We start from the raw sequence: 15,642 nt of genomic DNA, 5'->3' as shown, positions 1-15,642 counted from the left end.
AGCGGTTGCCCGAATGCGACCCGACCACCCGTAAGCGTCTGGTATGCCCCGAAGGGGTCGCTTCCTCACTCCTCCTCCGGCGGGGTGACAGCCACCGCTCGCGCGGCGTCGGGGCCCTCTTCGAGCAGCACCGCGAACCCGTCGTCATCCAGCACAGGCACCTTCAACTGCATAGCCTTGTCATATTTCGAACCAGGATTGTCGCCTACAACGACGAAACCGGTCTTCTTCGAGACAGACCCGGTCACCTTTGCCCCAAGACGTTGCAGCGCTTCCTTCGCACCGTCTCTGGTGTGTGATTGAAGTGTTCCCGTTACGACGACGGTGACGCCCTCCAACGGCCTCGGGCCTTCGTCCCCGCTGCTTTCCTCCTCCATCCGCACCCCGGCGGCCCGCCACTTGTCGACGATCTCGCGGTGCCAGTCCTCCTCGAACCACTGCTTGAGCGAGGCGGCGATGGTGCCCCCGACGCCCTCGACCGCGGCCAGCTCCTCCTCGCTCGCCTCCCGGATCCGGTCCAGCGAACGGAACTCCATGGCCAACGCCTGCGCCGCCACCGGGCCCACGTGCCGGATCGAAAGGCCGGTCAGGATGCGGGCCAGCGGACGCTCCTTGGCGGCCTGGATGTTCTCCAGCATCGCCAGGGCGTTCTTCTTCGGCTCGCCCTTCTGGTTGGCGAAGAAGGTGACGACCTTCTCCTCGCCGGTCTTCGGGTCCCGCTTGGGCAGCCCGCTGTCCGGGTCCAGGACGTAGGACTTGATGGGCAGCAGCTGCTCGATGGAGAGCCCGAAGAGGTCACCCTCGTCCTTCAGCGGCGGCTCGGCCGGCTCCAGCGGCTGGGTGAGCGCGGTCGCCGCGACGTACCCGAAGTGCTCGATGTCCAGGCTCTTGCGGCCGGCCAGGTAGAACAGCCGCTCCCGGAGCTGCGCCGGGCACCCCCGTGCGTTCGGGCAGCGGAGGTCGACGTCGCCCTCCTTGGCGGGCTGCAGCTTCGTGCCGCACTCGGGGCACTCGGACGGCATCACGAACTCCCGCTCGCTGCCGTCCCGCAGGTCCGCCACGGGCCCCAGGATCTCGGGAATCACGTCGCCCGCCTTGCGCAACACGACCGTGTCCCCGATGAGGACGCCCTTGGCCTTGACCACGTCCTGGTTGTGCAGGGTGGCGAACTCCACCTCGGAGCCGGCCACCATGATGGGCTCCACGACGGCGTACGGCGTCACCCGGCCCGTCCGCCCGACACCCACTCGGATGTCCAGCAGCTTGGTGTTGACCTCCTCCGGGGGGTACTTCCAGGCGATGGCCCAGCGCGGGGCGCGCGAGGTCGCGCCGAGCCGGCCCTGCAGCGGGACCTCGTCCAGCTTGACCACGACGCCGTCGATCTCGTGCTCGACGTCGTGCCGGTGGTCGCCGTAGTACGTGATGAACTCGCGCACCGCGGCGAGCGAGTCGACGACCTTGTTGTGCTTGGCGGTCGGCAGGCCCCACTCGCGCAGCAGGTCGTACGCCTGCGACTGGCGGTCGATGTCGAAGCCCTCACGGGCGCCGATGCCGTGCACCACCATGTGCAGCGGGCGGGTCGCCGTGACCTTGGGGTCCTTCTGGCGCAGCGAACCGGCGGCGGCGTTGCGCGGGTTGGCGAACGGGGGCTTGCCGTCCTCGACCAGACGGGCGTTCAGCTGCTCGAACTTCTCCATCGGGAAGAAGACCTCGCCGCGGATCTCCACCAGCTCCGGGATCCGGTCGCCCGCCAGCCGGTCCGGGATCTCCGCGATCGTGCGGACGTTGGGCGTGATGTCCTCGCCCGTGCGGCCGTCGCCGCGGGTGGCGGCGCGGGTCAGCCGGCCGTGCTCGTACGTGAGGTTGACCGCGAGGCCGTCGACCTTCAGCTCGCACAGGAAGTGGTACCCGGCGGACTTCGGGTCGCCGCCGAGCTCCGTCGCCAGCCGCTCGGCCCAGGCGGCCAGCTCCTCGTCGTCGAAGGCGTTGTCCAGCGAGAGCATCCGCTCGCGGTGGGCGACCTCCGTGAACTCCGTCTCGTAGGCCCCCGCGACCTTCTGGGTGGGCGAGTCGGGCGTCCGCAGCTGCGGGTGCTCCTCCTCCAGCTTCTCCAGGGAGCGCAGCAGCTTGTCGAACTCCGCGTCGCTGACGATCGGCGCGTCCTTGACGTAATACCGGAAGCGGTGCTCCTCGATCTGCTCCGCGAGCCGCTGGTGCCGCTCGCGCGCCTCCGAGGGCACGCCGGCCCCCGCCGCGTCGTCCGCCGCCTGTCCGGTCTGCTCTTCGCCGGCCACCGTCTGTCCTCCCGTGTCCTTGAGTGCGCTCACTCAGGGTTGTCCGCGAGCGATCCCGCCGCCCGGACGCAATGAGCAAGAACCTTACGGGCATACTCGGGCGAAGCACCCGCGAGCCCGCACGCGGGAGTGACCACGACGGACTCGCTGAGAGTCCCCGGATTCAGCCCCAGCCTGCGCCACAGCGTCCTGACACCCATGACGCTACCGGCAGGGTCCGACAATGGGCCGTCCAAGCCCGGCACGACGCCGGCGAAGAGCGTCGTGCCGCCCTCGACCGCCTCGCCGATCGCCTCGTCGTCACGCTCGGTGAGCAGCGAGAAGTCGCATGCGATACCGGCGGCTCCGGCGCGGCGGAGCAGCGCGAAGGGCACGTCGGGGGCGCAGGAGTGGACGATCACGGGTGTGCCGTCCTCCTGGGCGCCGTCCGCCGCGTCGACGATGTCGCGGAGGGCGCCCTCGACGACGGCGCGGTCCACGGCCCGGTGGGTGCGGTAGCCGCTCGCGGTCTTCACGCTGCCGCGCAGCACGGAGGTCAGCGACGGCTCGTCCAGCTGCAGCACGATGCGTGCGCCCGGCACCCGCCGCCGTACGTCCGCGAGGTGCGCGCGCACCCCTTCCGCCAGCGACGCCGCCAGGTCCCGGCAGGCGCCGGGGTCGCTCAGCGCGGCCTCGCCGTTGCGCAGCTCCAGGGCGGCGGCCAGCGTCCACGGCCCGACGGCCGAGACCTTCAGGGCGCCCTCGTATCCCTGTGTGAACTCCTCCAGCGCGTCGAGGTCCTCGCCGAGCCAGGACCGGGCCCGCCGGGTGTCCCGGCCCGGCCGGTCGCTGATCCGCCAGCCACTGGGCTCGACGTGCGCGTACACCTCGACGAGCAGCCCGGCGGTCCGGCCGATCATGTCGGCGCCGGGCCCGCGCGCGGGCAGCTCGGGCAGGTACGGCAGCCGTTCCAGGGAACCGGTGACGGTCTTCGCGGCCTCCCGCGCGTCACCACCGGGCATCGAGCCGATACCGGTGGCCGCGCGGGCGCCCCAGGGGGTGGTGGTCTTGTCGCTCACGCGTCCGAGCCTATGCGGCTCGGGCGCCGCGGTTCTCCGGGGCCGGGCGCGCGTGGCGCGCGGCACCGCGCGGGCTCAGCGGCCCGGGCGTACCGACAGGTCGGTGATTTCCGCGTCGCGGGGCAGGTCGAGCGCGGTGAGCACCGTCGTCGCGATCGACTCCGGGTCGATCCAGCGGGACGGGTCGTACTCCTTGCCCTCCTGCTGGTGCACGCTGGCCTGCATGGCGGTCGCGGTGCGGCCCGGGTACACGGAGGTGACGCGGACGCCGTTCTCGTGCTCCTCGGCGCGCAGCGCGTCGGCGAGCGCCTTCAGGCCGTGCTTGCTGGCCGCGTACGCGCCCCACTGCGGGTTCGCGCGCAGCCCGGCGCCGGAGTTCACGAAGACCACGTGGCCCTGCGCGAGCCGCAGCTGCGGCAGGAAGAGGCGGGTCAGCTCGGCCGGCGCGACCAGGTTGGCGGTCAGCTGGCGCTGCCAGCTCTTGGCGGGCAGGTCGGCGACCGCACCCAGTTCGACGACGCCGGCGATGTGCAGGACGGAGTCCAGCCGGTCCGGCAGCGTCTGGTGGCCGAGCGCCCAGGCGAGCTTCTCGGGGACGCCGAGGTCACCGACGACCGTGCGGGCCCCGGGGAACTGCTCGGCCAGCTCCTTGGCGCGGCCAGCGTCCCGGGCCAGCAGCCACAGCTCCTCGCCCCGGTCGGCCAGCCGCCGCGCGACCGCCGTCCCGATGCCCGATCCTGCGCCGGTGATCAAGTGCGTACCCATGGGGGCGATCCTAACGACAGGTCCGCCGACAGGTCCGCACAAGGGGGACGTACGGGGCGGGACACGAGGGGGTACGTCCGGTGCCCCCGCCTCCGTACGCCGCGGCCGCGGGCCCTACGGGCGCGTCAGGCCCGGACGCCCGCCTGCTCCTCCAGGTAGGCCAGCGCGCCGACGCCGTCCTCGGCGAAGAAGGCCAGCTCGGTGAGGGGCACGGGGAGGAAGTTCTCCTCCTCCATGCGCTGGAACTGCTGCCGCAGGCCGTCGTAGAACCCGTTGGTGTTGAGGATGACGACGGGCTTGGTGTTCAGCCCGTGCTTCTTCAGCTCCAGGATCTCGGTGGCCTCGTCCAGCGTGCCGGTGCCGCCGACCATCACGACGATGGCGTCGGCGCGGGCGAGGAGGGCGGCCTTGCGCTCGGCGAGGTCCGCGGTGATCACCATCTCGTCCGCGCCCGCGCGTGCCTTGTGGGCCAGGAACTCCACCGAGATGCCGATGAGCCGGCCGCCGTTCTCCTGCACGCCGTCGGCCATGACCTTCATCAGGCCGGTGTCCGAGCCGCCCCAGACGAGCGCGTGGCCGCCCCTGCCGATCAGCTCGGCGAACTCGCGGGCGGGTGTGGTGTAGCGCTCGTCGAGGTCGGCGGCGGAGCAGAAGACGCAAATGTTCATACCGCAACCATAAGGGCGGGCGGGGGACGGCCGTCCCCCGCCCGCTCCTCGTGGCAGCCGTCAGATCAGGCCCTGCGCCAGCATCGCGTCGGCGACCCGCTCGAAGCCGGCGATGTTCGCGCCCGTCACGTAGTCGCCCGGGTGCCCGAAGCGCTCCGCGGTCTCGAAGCAGGTGTCGTGGATGGTGCGCATGATGGCCGCGAGCTCGCCCTCCGTGCGCTCGAAGGTCCACGTCTCGCGTGCGGCGTTCTGCCGCATCTCCAGCGCGCTGGTCGCGACGCCGCCCGCGTTGGCGGCCTTGCCGGGCCCGAAGGCCACCCCGGCCTCCCGGAACACCGCGATCGCGCCCGGCGTGGTGGGCATGTTCGCGCCCTCCGAGACCGCCTTCACGCCGTTGCGCACCAGGACGCGCGCCGCGTCCTCGTCCAGCTCGTTCTGGGTGGCCGAGGGCAGCGCCACGTCGGCGGGCACGTCCCACACGGACCCGCCGGGCACGTACGTCGCCGAGGAGCCGCGCCGCTCCGCGTACTCGCTGATGCGCCCGCGCTCGACCTCCTTGATCTGCTTCAGCAGGTCGAGGTCGATGCCCTTCTCGTCCACCACGTAGCCGCCGGAGTCCGAGCAGGTCAGCACGTTCGCGCCGAGGGCCTGGGCCTTCTCGATGCTGTAGATCGCGACGTTGCCGGAGCCGGAGACCACGACCTGCCGGCCGTCCAGGTCCTCGCCGCGCTGCTTCAGCATCTCGGCGGTGAACATGACGTTGCCGTACCCGGTGGCCTCGGTGCGGGCCAGCGAGCCGCCCCAGCCCAGGCCCTTGCCGGTGAGGACGCCGGCCTCCCAGCGGTTGGTGATCCGCCGGTACTGGCCGAAGAGGTAGCCGATCTCGCGGCCGCCGACGCCGATGTCACCGGCGGGGACGTCCGTGTGCTCGCCGAGGTGGCGGTGCAGCTCGGTCATGAACGACTGGCAGAACCGCATGACCTCGGCGTCCGACCTGCCGTGCGGGTCGAAGTCGCTGCCGCCCTTGCCGCCGCCGATGTTCAGGCCGGTCAGCGCGTTCTTGAAGATCTGCTCGAAGCCGAGGAACTTCACGATGCCGAGGTTGACCGAGGAGTGGAAGCGCAGGCCGCCCTTGTACGGGCCGAGCGCGCTGTTGAACTCCACCCGGAAGCCCCGGTTGACCTGCACGCGGCCCCGGTCGTCCAGCCACGGCACCCGGAACATGATCTGCCGCTCCGGCTCCACCAGCCGCTCCAGCACGCGGGCGTCGGCGAGCTCGGGACGGGCGGAGAGCACCGGCTCCAGCGTCTCCAGTACTTCCAGTGCGGCCTGGTGGAACTCCGGTTCCCCGGGGTTGCGCCGGACCAGCTCGGCGTGGAGCGCAGCCGGCCCGGCCCCATGGACCCCGGCGCGGTTCTCCTCCGTATGCACGGTCACGTTGACTCCCTTTCGATCAGCAGCCGTTGTCGTCCCGTCGCCCCCGCGACCCTATGTTCCCGGCCAACACGTCCCACACCCGGCCTCTTTGAGAACCCCGGCACATCTTCACGCTGTGACGATCGTCTCCCCCAATACCGGGCGGAAAGGGGCGGAGAGGGGACAGGCGAGCGGGCAGCGCGCACTGACCCTGCGGCGGGACACCGGCAGGGCAGCAGAGATACGGGCCCTCAGCGGGGCCGTGCGGTCATGGAGGGCAGGCCGGCCCGAGGAGGTCGGTTATACCGCCGCCGTCGCGCGGGTGGTCGTGGCGATGGTTGCCGAGCCGACGACTCGGGTGCCGTCGTAGAGGACGATGGCCTGGCCGGGGGCGACGCCGCGGGCAGGGGTGGCGAAGGTGACGGTGAGGCCGTCGGGGGTGGGCTCGGCGGTGACCTCGGTCTCGTCGCCGTGGGCGCGGAGCTGGGCGGTGTACGTGCCGGGGCCGGCGGGGGGCCTGCCGCACCAGCGGGGGCGGATGGCGGTGAGGGCCGTCACGTCCAGGGCCTCGGCGGGGCCGACGGTGACGGTGTTGTCCACCGGGGAGATGTCCAGGACGTAGCGCGGCTTGCCGTCCGGGGCCGGGGTGCCGATGCGCAGGCCCTTGCGCTGGCCGATGGTGTAGCCGTACGCGCCCTCGTGCCTGCCCAGGACGTTGCCCGTCTCGTCGACGATGTCGCCCTCCGCCTTGCCGAGGCGCTTGGCCAGGAAGCCCTGGGTGTCGCCGTCGGCGATGAAGCAGATGTCGTGGCTGTCGGGCTTCTTGGCGACGAACAGGCCGCGGCGGGCGGCCTCTTCGCGGATCTCGGCCTTGGTGGTGACCGTGTCGCCCAGCGGGAACATGGCGTGCGCGAGCTGGCGCTCGTCCAGGACGCCGAGGACGTAGGACTGGTCCTTGGCCATGTCGGAGGCGCGGTGCAGCTCGCGGCTGCCGTCCTCGCGGGTGATCACCTTGGCGTAGTGGCCGGTGCAGACCGCGTCGAAGCCGAGCGCGAGGGCCTTGTCGAGGAGCGCGGCGAACTTGATCTTCTCGTTGCAGCGGAGGCAGGGGTTGGGCGTGCGGCCCGCCTCGTACTCCGCGACGAAGTCGTCCACCACGTCCTCGCGGAACCGCTCGGCGAGGTCCCAGACGTAGAAGGGGATGCCGATGACGTCGGCGGCCCGCCGGGCGTCGTGCGAGTCCTCGATGGTGCAGCAGCCGCGCGCACCCGTGCGGAAGGACTTCGGATTCTCGGAGAGCGCGAGGTGCACGCCGGTCACGTCGTGGCCCGCCTCGGCGGCGCGGGCGGCGGCGACGGCGGAGTCGACACCGCCGGACATGGCGGCGAGGACACGGAGGCGGCGGGGAGCGTCAGTCATAGCCCTTCCAGAGTAGACGGAACCGCTGACACGGGTGGAAGGGGAAGGTCACCGGCCGCCGGGCGGAACCGGGAGCCGGGGGGTGAGCGTTGTTCAGCGCATGGGAGACGGTGATCACACGGCCCGCAGAGGCATCGGCCGCCGCGCGGTGCTGATCGGCGGGTCGGCAGCGGTGGCGGCCGCCGGACTGGCGGCGCACGAGCAGCTGGCGCGGTGGTGGTGGCGGCTGCCGGGCCAGGAGAAGCCGCGGAAGCCGGGTGAGGTCGATTACCGCGAGGCGCAGTGGTCCGCCGCGTCCGGGGCGAACTGGCGGCGGGCCGACCGCCCCGACGACTACGTGATCGACCGGGTGGTGGTCCACGTCGTCCAGGGCAGCTACGCCACCGCCCTGCGCGTCTTCCGCAATCCGGCGCACGGCGCGGCCGCGCACTACGTCGTGCGGAAGGACGGGCACGTCGCGCAGACCGTCCGCGAGCTGGACGTCGCCTTCCACGCGGGCAACCGGGAGTACAACGAGCGCAGCATCGGCATCGAGCACGAGGGGTTCGTCGACCGGCCGCAGGACTTCACGGACGCGATGTACGCGGGGTCGGCGCGGCTGACCGCGGACATCTGCGCGCGGTACGGGATCCCGGCGGACCGAACGCACATCATGGGGCACGTGGAGGTGCCGGGTGCCGACCACACCGACCCCGGCCCGCTCTGGGACTGGGATCGGTACATGGACCTGGTGAAGGAGGCCCTGTCCCGCAATCCGGGCAAGGGCAAGAGCCCGGGGCGGGCCCCGGCCTAGCCGCCGGTGCCCCGCGCGCGGCCCCGTCAGTGACTGGGCGCCCCGCGCGCGGCTCCGTCAGCGGCGGGGGCGAGTGGTCGCGGCTGCCCGCCGGCGGGTCAGCTGAGCCCCGCGCTCCTGGCCCGTTCCACGACCGGGCCGATCGCTTCCGCGAGGGCCGCCACGTCCTCCTTCGTGGAGGTGTGGCCGAGGGAGAAGCGGAGGGTGCCGCGGGCCAGGTCGGGGGCCATGCCGGTGGCGAGCAGGACGTGGCTGGGCTGGGCGACGCCGGCCGTGCAGGCGGAGCCGGTGGAGCACTCGATGCCCTGGGCGTCCAGCAGGAGGAGGAGCGAGTCGCCCTCGCAGCCGGGGAAGGAGAAGTGCGCGTTGGCGGGGAGGCGGCCCGCCGGGTCGGGGTCGCCGCCGAGGACGGCGTCGGGCGCGGCCGCCCGTACGGCCTCGATCAGCTCGTCGCGGAGCGCGCCGACCTCGCGCGCGAACTCCTCTCGGTGGTCCACGGCGTACCGGCCGGCCGCGGCGAAGGCGGCGATCGCGGGCGTGTCGAGGGTGCCGGAGCGGACGTGCCGCTCCTGGCCGCCGCCGTGCAGCACGGGCACGGGCGCGTACGCGCGGCCCAGCAGCAGCGCCCCGATGCCGTACGGGCCGCCGATCTTGTGGCCCGAGACGGTCATGGCGGCGAGCCCGCTGGCCCCGAAGTCCACCTCCACCTGGCCCACGGCCTGCACCGCGTCGGCGTGCAGCGGGATGCCGAACTCGTTCGCCACGGCGGCCAGTTCGCGGACCGGCTGGACCGTGCCGATCTCGTTGTTGGCCCACATGACCGTGGCGAGCGCGACGTCGTCGGGGCCGGCCCCGGACTCGATCGCGGCGCGGAACGCGTCGGGGTGCACCCGTCCGTACGTGTCGACCGGCAGCCACTCCACGCGCGCGCCCTCGTGCTCGGCGAGCCATTCGACGGCGTCCAGGACGGCGTGGTGCTCGACGGGGCTGGCGAGCAGGCGGGTGCGGGACGGCTCGGCGTCCCGGCGGGCCCAGTACAGGCCCTTGACGGCGAGGTTGTCGGCCTCCGTGCCGCCCGCGGTGAAGACGACCTCACTGGGGCGGGCGCCGAGCGAAGCGGCGAGGGATTCCCGGGCCTCCTCGACGGTACGGCGGGCACGCCGGCCGGCGGCATGCAGCGAGGAGGCATTGCCGGTGACGGTCAGCTGGGCGGTCATCGCCTGCACCGCCTCCGGCAGCATCGGGGTGGTGGCGGCGTGGTCGAGGTAAACCATGGTGCGCACGATTCTACGAGTTGCCGAGGGGCGCACCGGGAGCGCACACCCGGCGCGCGGAGGCACCCTCCACAACACCACAGCCGGGCGCTCCACGGAACCGCTGCCCGGCACCCGGCAGGACCACGGCCGGCAAGCGCCGCTGAGCGGCCCCGGATCAGTCCAGCAGTGCGCGTGCCAGCTGGCGGGACTGGGCCACCAGGCGGTCGTCGGCGTCCCAGACCTCGGCGTCCTCCTCCAGGAAGCCGCCGGCGAGGTTGCGGGTGGTGATGGAGACCCGGAGCGGCCCGGGAGCCGGGCGGCAGCGGATGTGGGTGGTGAGCTCCACGGTGGGGACCCAGCCCTTCAGGCCCATCTCGAAGGCGGTCGGCGGCAGCGCGTCGACCGTGAGAAGGAGCGAGAGCGGGTCGGCGTCGCGGCCGTCGGCGAGGCCGAACCAGCCGCGCATCTCGCCGTTGCCGCTGGGAGCGCCGATGGCCCAGCCGCAGGTCGCGGGGTCCAGCCGGACGTCGAGCCGGGCGGTGATCGCCGAGCTGCCCGGGAGCGCGGGGCGGCCGCCGGGCGCGGCGTCGGCGCCGAAGCACTCCTCGCGCGCCGGCATGGCGGGCGGCTTGGCGGTGGTCCGGACGTCGTCCGGCAGCGCGTCGAGGTCGCCATAGGCGGCCAGTACCCGCATCCGCTCGACCTCGCTGCCGTCCTCCTGGAACTGGACGAGGGTGGCGGTGCCGGTGGACATGGTGCGGCCGGTACGGACGACCTCGGTCCGGATGACGGCGGGGCCCGGCGTGGACGCCGTGAGGTAGTGCGCGGTGACCGTCATCGGGTCCGGGTGCGGCAGCGCGTCGCCCAGGGCGCGGCCCATCAGCGCGAGGAGGTAGCCGCCGTTGACCGCGTGGATGATCGTCCAGCCGGCGGAGAGCTCGGCGTCGTAGACGCCGGGAGAGCGGCGGACGACCGCCGTGTCGCGGTCGAACTCGCTGTTACCTATGGTCACCTGTGCCATACGGTGCACGGTACAGGGAAATATTACTGACCGGTAGAGGGGGCAGGCGGAGCCAAGCCGGCAGCCCCGCACCGGCAGAGGCGACCCGGGAGAGGCGACGAGGTCCGCCCCGTCGCCCCCACCGGTCCGGCACCCGCTACGGCTACGGCAGCGCCGGGCGGCTGTCCGTGGAGAGCCAGGTGTGGAAGAGGTCGTCCAGCTGCTGTCCCGATATCCGCTCCGCCAGCGCGATGAACTGCGCGGTGGTGGCGTTGCCGTAGCGGTGCGCCCGCGTCCAGGCCGGCAGCAGCTCGAAGAACGCCTTGTCGCCGATGCGCTCGCGCAGCGCCTGCAGGGTCATGGCGCCGCGCTGGTACACCGCCGAGGCGAACATCGTGTCCCGCTGCGGGTCGGCGACCTCGACCTTCCAGAAGTCGGAGCCCGCCGGCCGGGCCGCGTACGCCTTGCGGAAGGCGTCATGGGCGGTGGCCCGCCCCTTGTGCTCGTTCCACAGCCACTGCGCGTACGTGGCGAAGCCCTCGTTCAGCCAGATGTCCCGCCAGGTGGCCACGGAGACGGAGTCGCCGAACCACTGGTGGGCCAGCTCGTGCACGATGGTGGACTCGTCGCGCACGGCGGAGTAGACGGGCTTGGTCTGGGTCTCCAGGGAGAACTCCGCGTCCGGCATGTCGTCGACGATCGCGCCGGTCTCCTCGAAGGGGTACGGGCCGAACACCTGCGACCAGTAGTCCGTCGCCTCGGAGGTGACCGCGTAGAAGTCGACGCCGCCGCTGGGCAGCGTCGGGTCGGTGGCCACGTACACGGGTATGCCGCCGGGCGTGGTCCCGGTGCGCACGTCGAACTTCCCGATGGTGGCGGTGGCGAGGTAGGTGGCCATCGGCCGCGACTCGCGCCAGTGCGCGTAGGAGCGGCCGCGCTTCTCGTACGAGGCGACCAGCCGGCCGTTGGAGACGCCGGTCAGGCCCTTCGGCGCGTCGATGCGGATGTCGTACGTCGCCTTGTCGCCCGGGTGGTCGCTGGAGGGGAACCACGTGGAGGCGGCGTTCGGCTCGCACGCGACGAAGACGCCGTCCGGCGTCTTCATCCAGCCGTACTTCGAGCCGAAGACGATCGGGCCGCCGAGCGGTTCGGGGACGCCACCGTAGACGACGCGCACGGTGAACCGCCGCCCCTCGCGGAGCGCCGTGCGCGGGGTGACCGTGAGCTCGTCGCCGGAGCGCGTGAAGCGGGCCGGCGCGCCGTTCACCCGTACGGAGGTGACGTCGAGCTGCTGCAGGTCCAGGTCGAAGGAGCTGAGGGACTGGGTGGCCCGGGCGGTGATCGTCGTACGGCCGTCGAGGCGGTCGGTGTCCGGGTCGTAGCTGACGCCGAGGTCGTAGTGGAGGGCGTCGAAGCCGCCGTTGCCCAGGTGCGGGAAGTAGGGGTCGCCCGCGCCGGGGGCGCCGGGTGAGGCGCCGGGCGCCGCGGCGACGGTGCACGCTGCTGCGGTGGCGATGGCCGCCGCGAGCAGCCGGGTTCTGCGGCGGGCCGAGCGGGTGCCACGTGCTGAACGGGAGAGTGCCATGGGTGAGCCGATCCCTTCGCACACACGGATGCTTGTCGAACAACCGTGCCGACTCTGCACTCTCCCGTTCCGCCACACCCGTCACTTTGCCAACTCATCAGAATCGGCGGTCCGTTACTCCTTGCCGGTCGGCTCCGGCGTCCGGCCGGCGGCGCCGTCGGGCGCGGCCGCGTCCGGCGCGTTCTCCGGGTGGTGGCAGGCCACCTGGTGACCGGTGCGCAGCGCCACCAGCGGCGGCTCGGTCGTCGCGCAGACCTCCGTCGCCTTCCAGCAGCGGGTGCGGAAGCGGCAGCCCGAGGGCGGGTTGATCGGCGAGGGCACGTCGCCCTTGAGCAGGATGCGGTCCCGCTTGGTGCGCCGCTTGGGGTCCGGCACCGGGACGGCGGAGAGCAGCGCCTTGGTGTACGGGTGCATCGGCGCCTCGTACAGCGAGGACCGGTCCGCCAGCTCCACGATCTTGCCCAGGTACATCACCGCGATCCGGTCCGAGACGTGCCGGATGACCGAGAGGTCGTGCGCGATGATCACGTACGTCAGGCCCAGCTCCTCCTGGAGGTCGTCCATCAGGTTCACGACCTGGGCCTGGATGGAGACGTCCAGCGCGGAGACCGGCTCGTCGGCGACGACCAGCTTGGGCTTGAGCGCGAGCGCGCGGGCGATGCCGATGCGCTGCCGCTGGCCGCCCGAGAACTCGTGCGGGTACCGGTTGTAGTGCTCCGGGCTCAGGCCCACCAGCTCCAGCAGCCGCTGCACCTCCTTCTTCACGCCGCCCTCGGGCTCGACGCCCTGGAGCCGGAAGGGGGTGCCGACGATGCCGCCGATGGTGTGCCGCGGGTTCAGCGAGCCGTACGGGTCCTGGAAGATCATCTGGACGTCGCGGCGCATCGGGCGCATCCCGCCGGTGGACAGGTGCGTGATGTCCCGGCCCTCGAACTCGATGGTGCCGCCGGTCGGCTCGTCCAGCCGCGTGATCAGCCGGCCCATCGTGGACTTGCCGCAGCCGGACTCGCCGACCACGCCCAGCGTCTCGCCCGGGTGCACGTCGAAGTCGATGCCGTCGACCGCCTGCACCGCGCCGACCTGGCGCTTGAGCAGCCCTTTGGTGATCGGGAAGTGCCGGACCAGGCCGCGCACCTTCAGCAGGGGCGCGGCCGCGGTGCCGTCGGGCTCCGCCGGGGCCGCCGTCGTGTTCTTCTCGCCAGTCGTCTCGGTCACAGCTTCGGCGCAATCTCTTCGGTCCAGATCCGCTCCCGCTCCGCGGGCTCCATGTGGCAGGCGGAGAAGTGGCCTCCCCCGCCGGCTACCTCGCGCAGCTCGGGGCGGACCGTACGGGTGAGGTTGTCCTTCGGCACGTCGGCGTACGGGCAGCGCGGGTTGAAGGCACAGCCGGAGGGGACGTTGATCAGGCTGGGCGGGGACCCCTTGACCGGGATCAGGCGGTCGGTCTGCTCGCGGTCGATGCGCGGCATCGAGCCGAGCAGACCCCAGGTGTAGGGGTGCTGCGGCTCGTAGAAGACCTTCTCGGCCGGGCCGCGCTCCACGCACCGCCCGCCGTACATCACCAGCAGGTCGTCCGCGAGCTCGGCGACCACGCCGAGGTCGTGGGTGATGATGATGACCGCCGAGCCGAACTCCTTCTGCAGGTCCCGGATCAGGTCCAGGATCTGCGCCTGGACGGTCACGTCCAGCGCGGTGGTCGGCTCGTCGGCGATCAGCAGCTCGGGGTTGTTGACCAGCGCCATCGCGATCATCGCGCGCTGCCGCATGCCGCCGGAGAACTGGTGCGGATGGTCGTCCACCCGCTTGTCCGGCTGCGGGATGCCCACCCGGTCCAGCATCTCGACGGCCCGCTTGCGCGCGGTCTTCTTGTCGACGTCGTGGTGGACGCGGTACGCCTCCACGATCTGGCTGCCGACGGAGTAGAAGGGGTGCAGCGCGGACAGCGGGTCCTGGAAGATCATCGCCATCTCGCGGCCGCGCAGCCGCCGTACCTCGTCCGGGTCGGCGCCGATCAGCTCCTTGCCGTCCAGCCAGATCTCGCCGGACATCCGCACCTTGCTGCGCTGCTGCCGGGAGGCCCGGTGCAGGCCCATCACGGCGAGCGAGGTCACGGACTTGCCGGAGCCGGACTCGCCGACGATGCCGAGGGTCCTCCCCTTCTCCAGCTTGAAGGAGAGCCCGTCGACGGACTTCACGACGCCGTCGTCGGTCGGGAAGTGGACCTTGAGGTCGCGTACTTCGAGGAAGGCGGTGGGGGCCGCGCCGCCCTCGGCCACCGGCTCGGCGAGCGCCGCCGACCCGGCCGCCGGCGCGGTCCTCGTCAGGTCATCGGAGTCGGTCACGAGAGCCTCACCCGCGGGTCGACGGCGGCGTACAGGACGTCCACCACCAGGTTGCACAGGACGATGAAGAAGGCGGCGAGCAGGGTGACGCCGAGGATGTTGGGCAGGTCGTTGGCGGTGATCGCCTGGACGGCGAAGGCGCCGACGCCCTGGAGCGAGAAGACCTGCTCGGTGATGAGCGCACCGCCCAGCAGCAGACCGAGGTCCATGCCGAAGACGGTGATGATCGGGGTGAGCGCGGCGCGCAGGCCGTGCCGGACGACGACCTTGCGCTCGCGCAGGCCCTTGGCGCGCGCGGTGCGGATGAAGTCCTCGTTCAGCGTCTCCAGCATGCCGGCCCGGGTGAGCCGCGCGTACAGCGCCGAGTAGAGGAACGCGAGGGTCACCCAGGGCAGTACCAGGGTGCGCGCCCAGCCGAACGGGTCCTCCAGCAGCGGCACGTAGTCGCTGCGCTCGAAGATCGGCCACTGGTAGGTGAACAGGGCCAGCGCCAGGGCGCCGGTGAAGAACATGGGGAGCGAGACGCCGGCCAGCGCCACGCCCATCGCGGCGCGGTCGAAGAGGGAGCCGGGCCGCAGCGCGGAGAGCACGCCGGTGGCCACGCCGGAGACGACCCAGACCACGGCGGCACCCGCGGCCAGCGACAGGGTCACCGGGAGCCGGGACTGGATCTCGGGCCAGACCTCGATGTGGGTCTTGAAGGAGTAGCCGAAGCACGGGAAGTGGCAGTGCGCCACTTCAGGGCCGAACCTGTAGTCGACGCCGGCGAAAATGCCCTTGAGGAAGTCCCAGAACTGCTCGTACACCGGCTTGTCCAAGCCGAGGTTCTTCTTCACCGCGGCGATGTCCGCGGGCGTGGGGGCCTTGCCGATGTACTGCTGCGCGAGCTGGTCGGTGGACTGCCCGGCCAGCTTCGGCAGCACGAAGAAGATGCCGAAGGTGACCGCGCTGACGATCAGCAGCAGGATCACTGCGCTGATCAACCTGCGGATGATGTACGAGAACACGGGACTGCGGCGTCGGTGCCCGCCGGCCGCCGCCGGCGG

Annotated in this window: 13 protein-coding genes; 1 reads left to right on the top strand and 12 read right to left on the bottom strand. The window is 72.1% G+C overall.

Annotated features, from left to right (window positions below; all coding sequences use genetic code 11):
* Positions 1-65 precede the first annotated feature (65 nt).
* The 6 genes from ligA to mnmA form a co-directional block, all read right to left on the bottom strand.
* The gene (ligA, locus tag C3486_RS13865; RefSeq protein WP_103833000.1) at positions 66-2,294 is read right to left on the bottom strand and encodes an NAD-dependent DNA ligase LigA; all 2,229 of its coding nucleotides are present in this window, start codon (positions 2,292-2,294) and stop codon (positions 66-68) included.
* 29 nt (positions 2,295-2,323) lie between these two features.
* Positions 2,324-3,352, bottom strand: a complete 1,029-nt coding sequence (locus C3486_RS13860; protein WP_103832975.1) for a methionine synthase — start codon at positions 3,350-3,352, stop codon at positions 2,324-2,326.
* Positions 3,353-3,427: 75 nt separating this feature from the next.
* Positions 3,428-4,117, bottom strand: a complete 690-nt coding sequence (locus C3486_RS13855) for an SDR family oxidoreductase (RefSeq protein WP_103832974.1) — start codon at positions 4,115-4,117, stop codon at positions 3,428-3,430.
* 125 nt (positions 4,118-4,242) lie between these two features.
* Positions 4,243-4,785, bottom strand: a complete 543-nt coding sequence (locus C3486_RS13850) for a TIGR00730 family Rossman fold protein (protein ID WP_103832973.1) — start codon at positions 4,783-4,785, stop codon at positions 4,243-4,245.
* Positions 4,786-4,845: 60 nt separating this feature from the next.
* On the bottom strand, positions 4,846-6,153 hold the full coding sequence (gene gdhA / locus C3486_RS13845; RefSeq protein ID WP_374936868.1) for an NADP-specific glutamate dehydrogenase: 1,308 nt from the start codon (positions 6,151-6,153) through the stop codon (positions 4,846-4,848).
* A 348-nt stretch (positions 6,154-6,501) separates the two neighbouring features.
* Positions 6,502-7,620, bottom strand: coding sequence for a tRNA 2-thiouridine(34) synthase MnmA (gene mnmA, locus C3486_RS13840; protein ID WP_103832971.1), 1,119 nt, complete (start codon positions 7,618-7,620; stop codon positions 6,502-6,504).
* A gap of 100 nt (positions 7,621-7,720) precedes the next feature.
* Between mnmA and C3486_RS13835 the strand changes: the two genes are divergently transcribed.
* Positions 7,721-8,413, top strand: a complete 693-nt coding sequence (locus C3486_RS13835; protein WP_103832970.1) for an N-acetylmuramoyl-L-alanine amidase — start codon at positions 7,721-7,723, stop codon at positions 8,411-8,413.
* Positions 8,414-8,511: 98 nt separating this feature from the next.
* Here the strand turns inward: C3486_RS13835 and C3486_RS13830 are convergent, their stop codons facing one another.
* The 6 genes from C3486_RS13830 to C3486_RS13805 all read right to left on the bottom strand — a co-directional run bounded on the left by C3486_RS13830 (position 8,512) and on the right by C3486_RS13805 (position 15,603).
* Positions 8,512-9,687 carry a cysteine desulfurase family protein gene (locus C3486_RS13830; protein ID WP_103832999.1) on the bottom strand — a complete coding sequence of 392 codons (1,176 nt, stop codon included), beginning with the start codon at positions 9,685-9,687 and terminating at the stop codon, positions 8,512-8,514.
* 157 nt (positions 9,688-9,844) lie between these two features.
* Positions 9,845-10,690 (bottom strand): thioesterase family protein, encoded by an 846-nt coding sequence (locus tag C3486_RS13825; RefSeq protein WP_103832969.1) that lies wholly within the window; start codon positions 10,688-10,690, stop codon positions 9,845-9,847.
* Positions 10,691-10,832: 142 nt separating this feature from the next.
* Positions 10,833-12,254 carry a M1 family metallopeptidase gene (locus C3486_RS13820; protein WP_103832968.1) on the bottom strand — a complete coding sequence of 474 codons (1,422 nt, stop codon included), beginning with the start codon at positions 12,252-12,254 and terminating at the stop codon, positions 10,833-10,835.
* Positions 12,255-12,368: 114 nt separating this feature from the next.
* Positions 12,369-13,469 (bottom strand): ABC transporter ATP-binding protein, encoded by a 1,101-nt coding sequence (locus tag C3486_RS13815; protein ID WP_103832967.1) that lies wholly within the window; start codon positions 13,467-13,469, stop codon positions 12,369-12,371.
* Positions 13,466-14,596 carry an ABC transporter ATP-binding protein gene (locus C3486_RS13810; RefSeq protein ID WP_181138538.1) on the bottom strand — a complete coding sequence of 377 codons (1,131 nt, stop codon included), beginning with the start codon at positions 14,594-14,596 and terminating at the stop codon, positions 13,466-13,468. Before C3486_RS13810 ends, C3486_RS13815 begins: the two co-directional genes overlap by 4 nt.
* The gene (locus C3486_RS13805) at positions 14,593-15,603 is read right to left on the bottom strand and encodes an ABC transporter permease (RefSeq protein WP_103832966.1); all 1,011 of its coding nucleotides are present in this window, start codon (positions 15,601-15,603) and stop codon (positions 14,593-14,595) included. Before C3486_RS13805 ends, C3486_RS13810 begins: the two co-directional genes overlap by 4 nt.
* Positions 15,604-15,642: the final 39 nt, after the last annotated feature.

Origin of the sequence: Streptomyces sp. Ru73 (assembly GCF_002920575.1) — a bacterium.
In the GTDB taxonomy this organism is placed as follows: domain Bacteria; phylum Actinomycetota; class Actinomycetes; order Streptomycetales; family Streptomycetaceae; genus Streptomyces.
The sequence above is the reverse complement of the archived record's forward strand: the minus strand, read 5'-3'. Positions and strand labels throughout refer to the sequence as shown.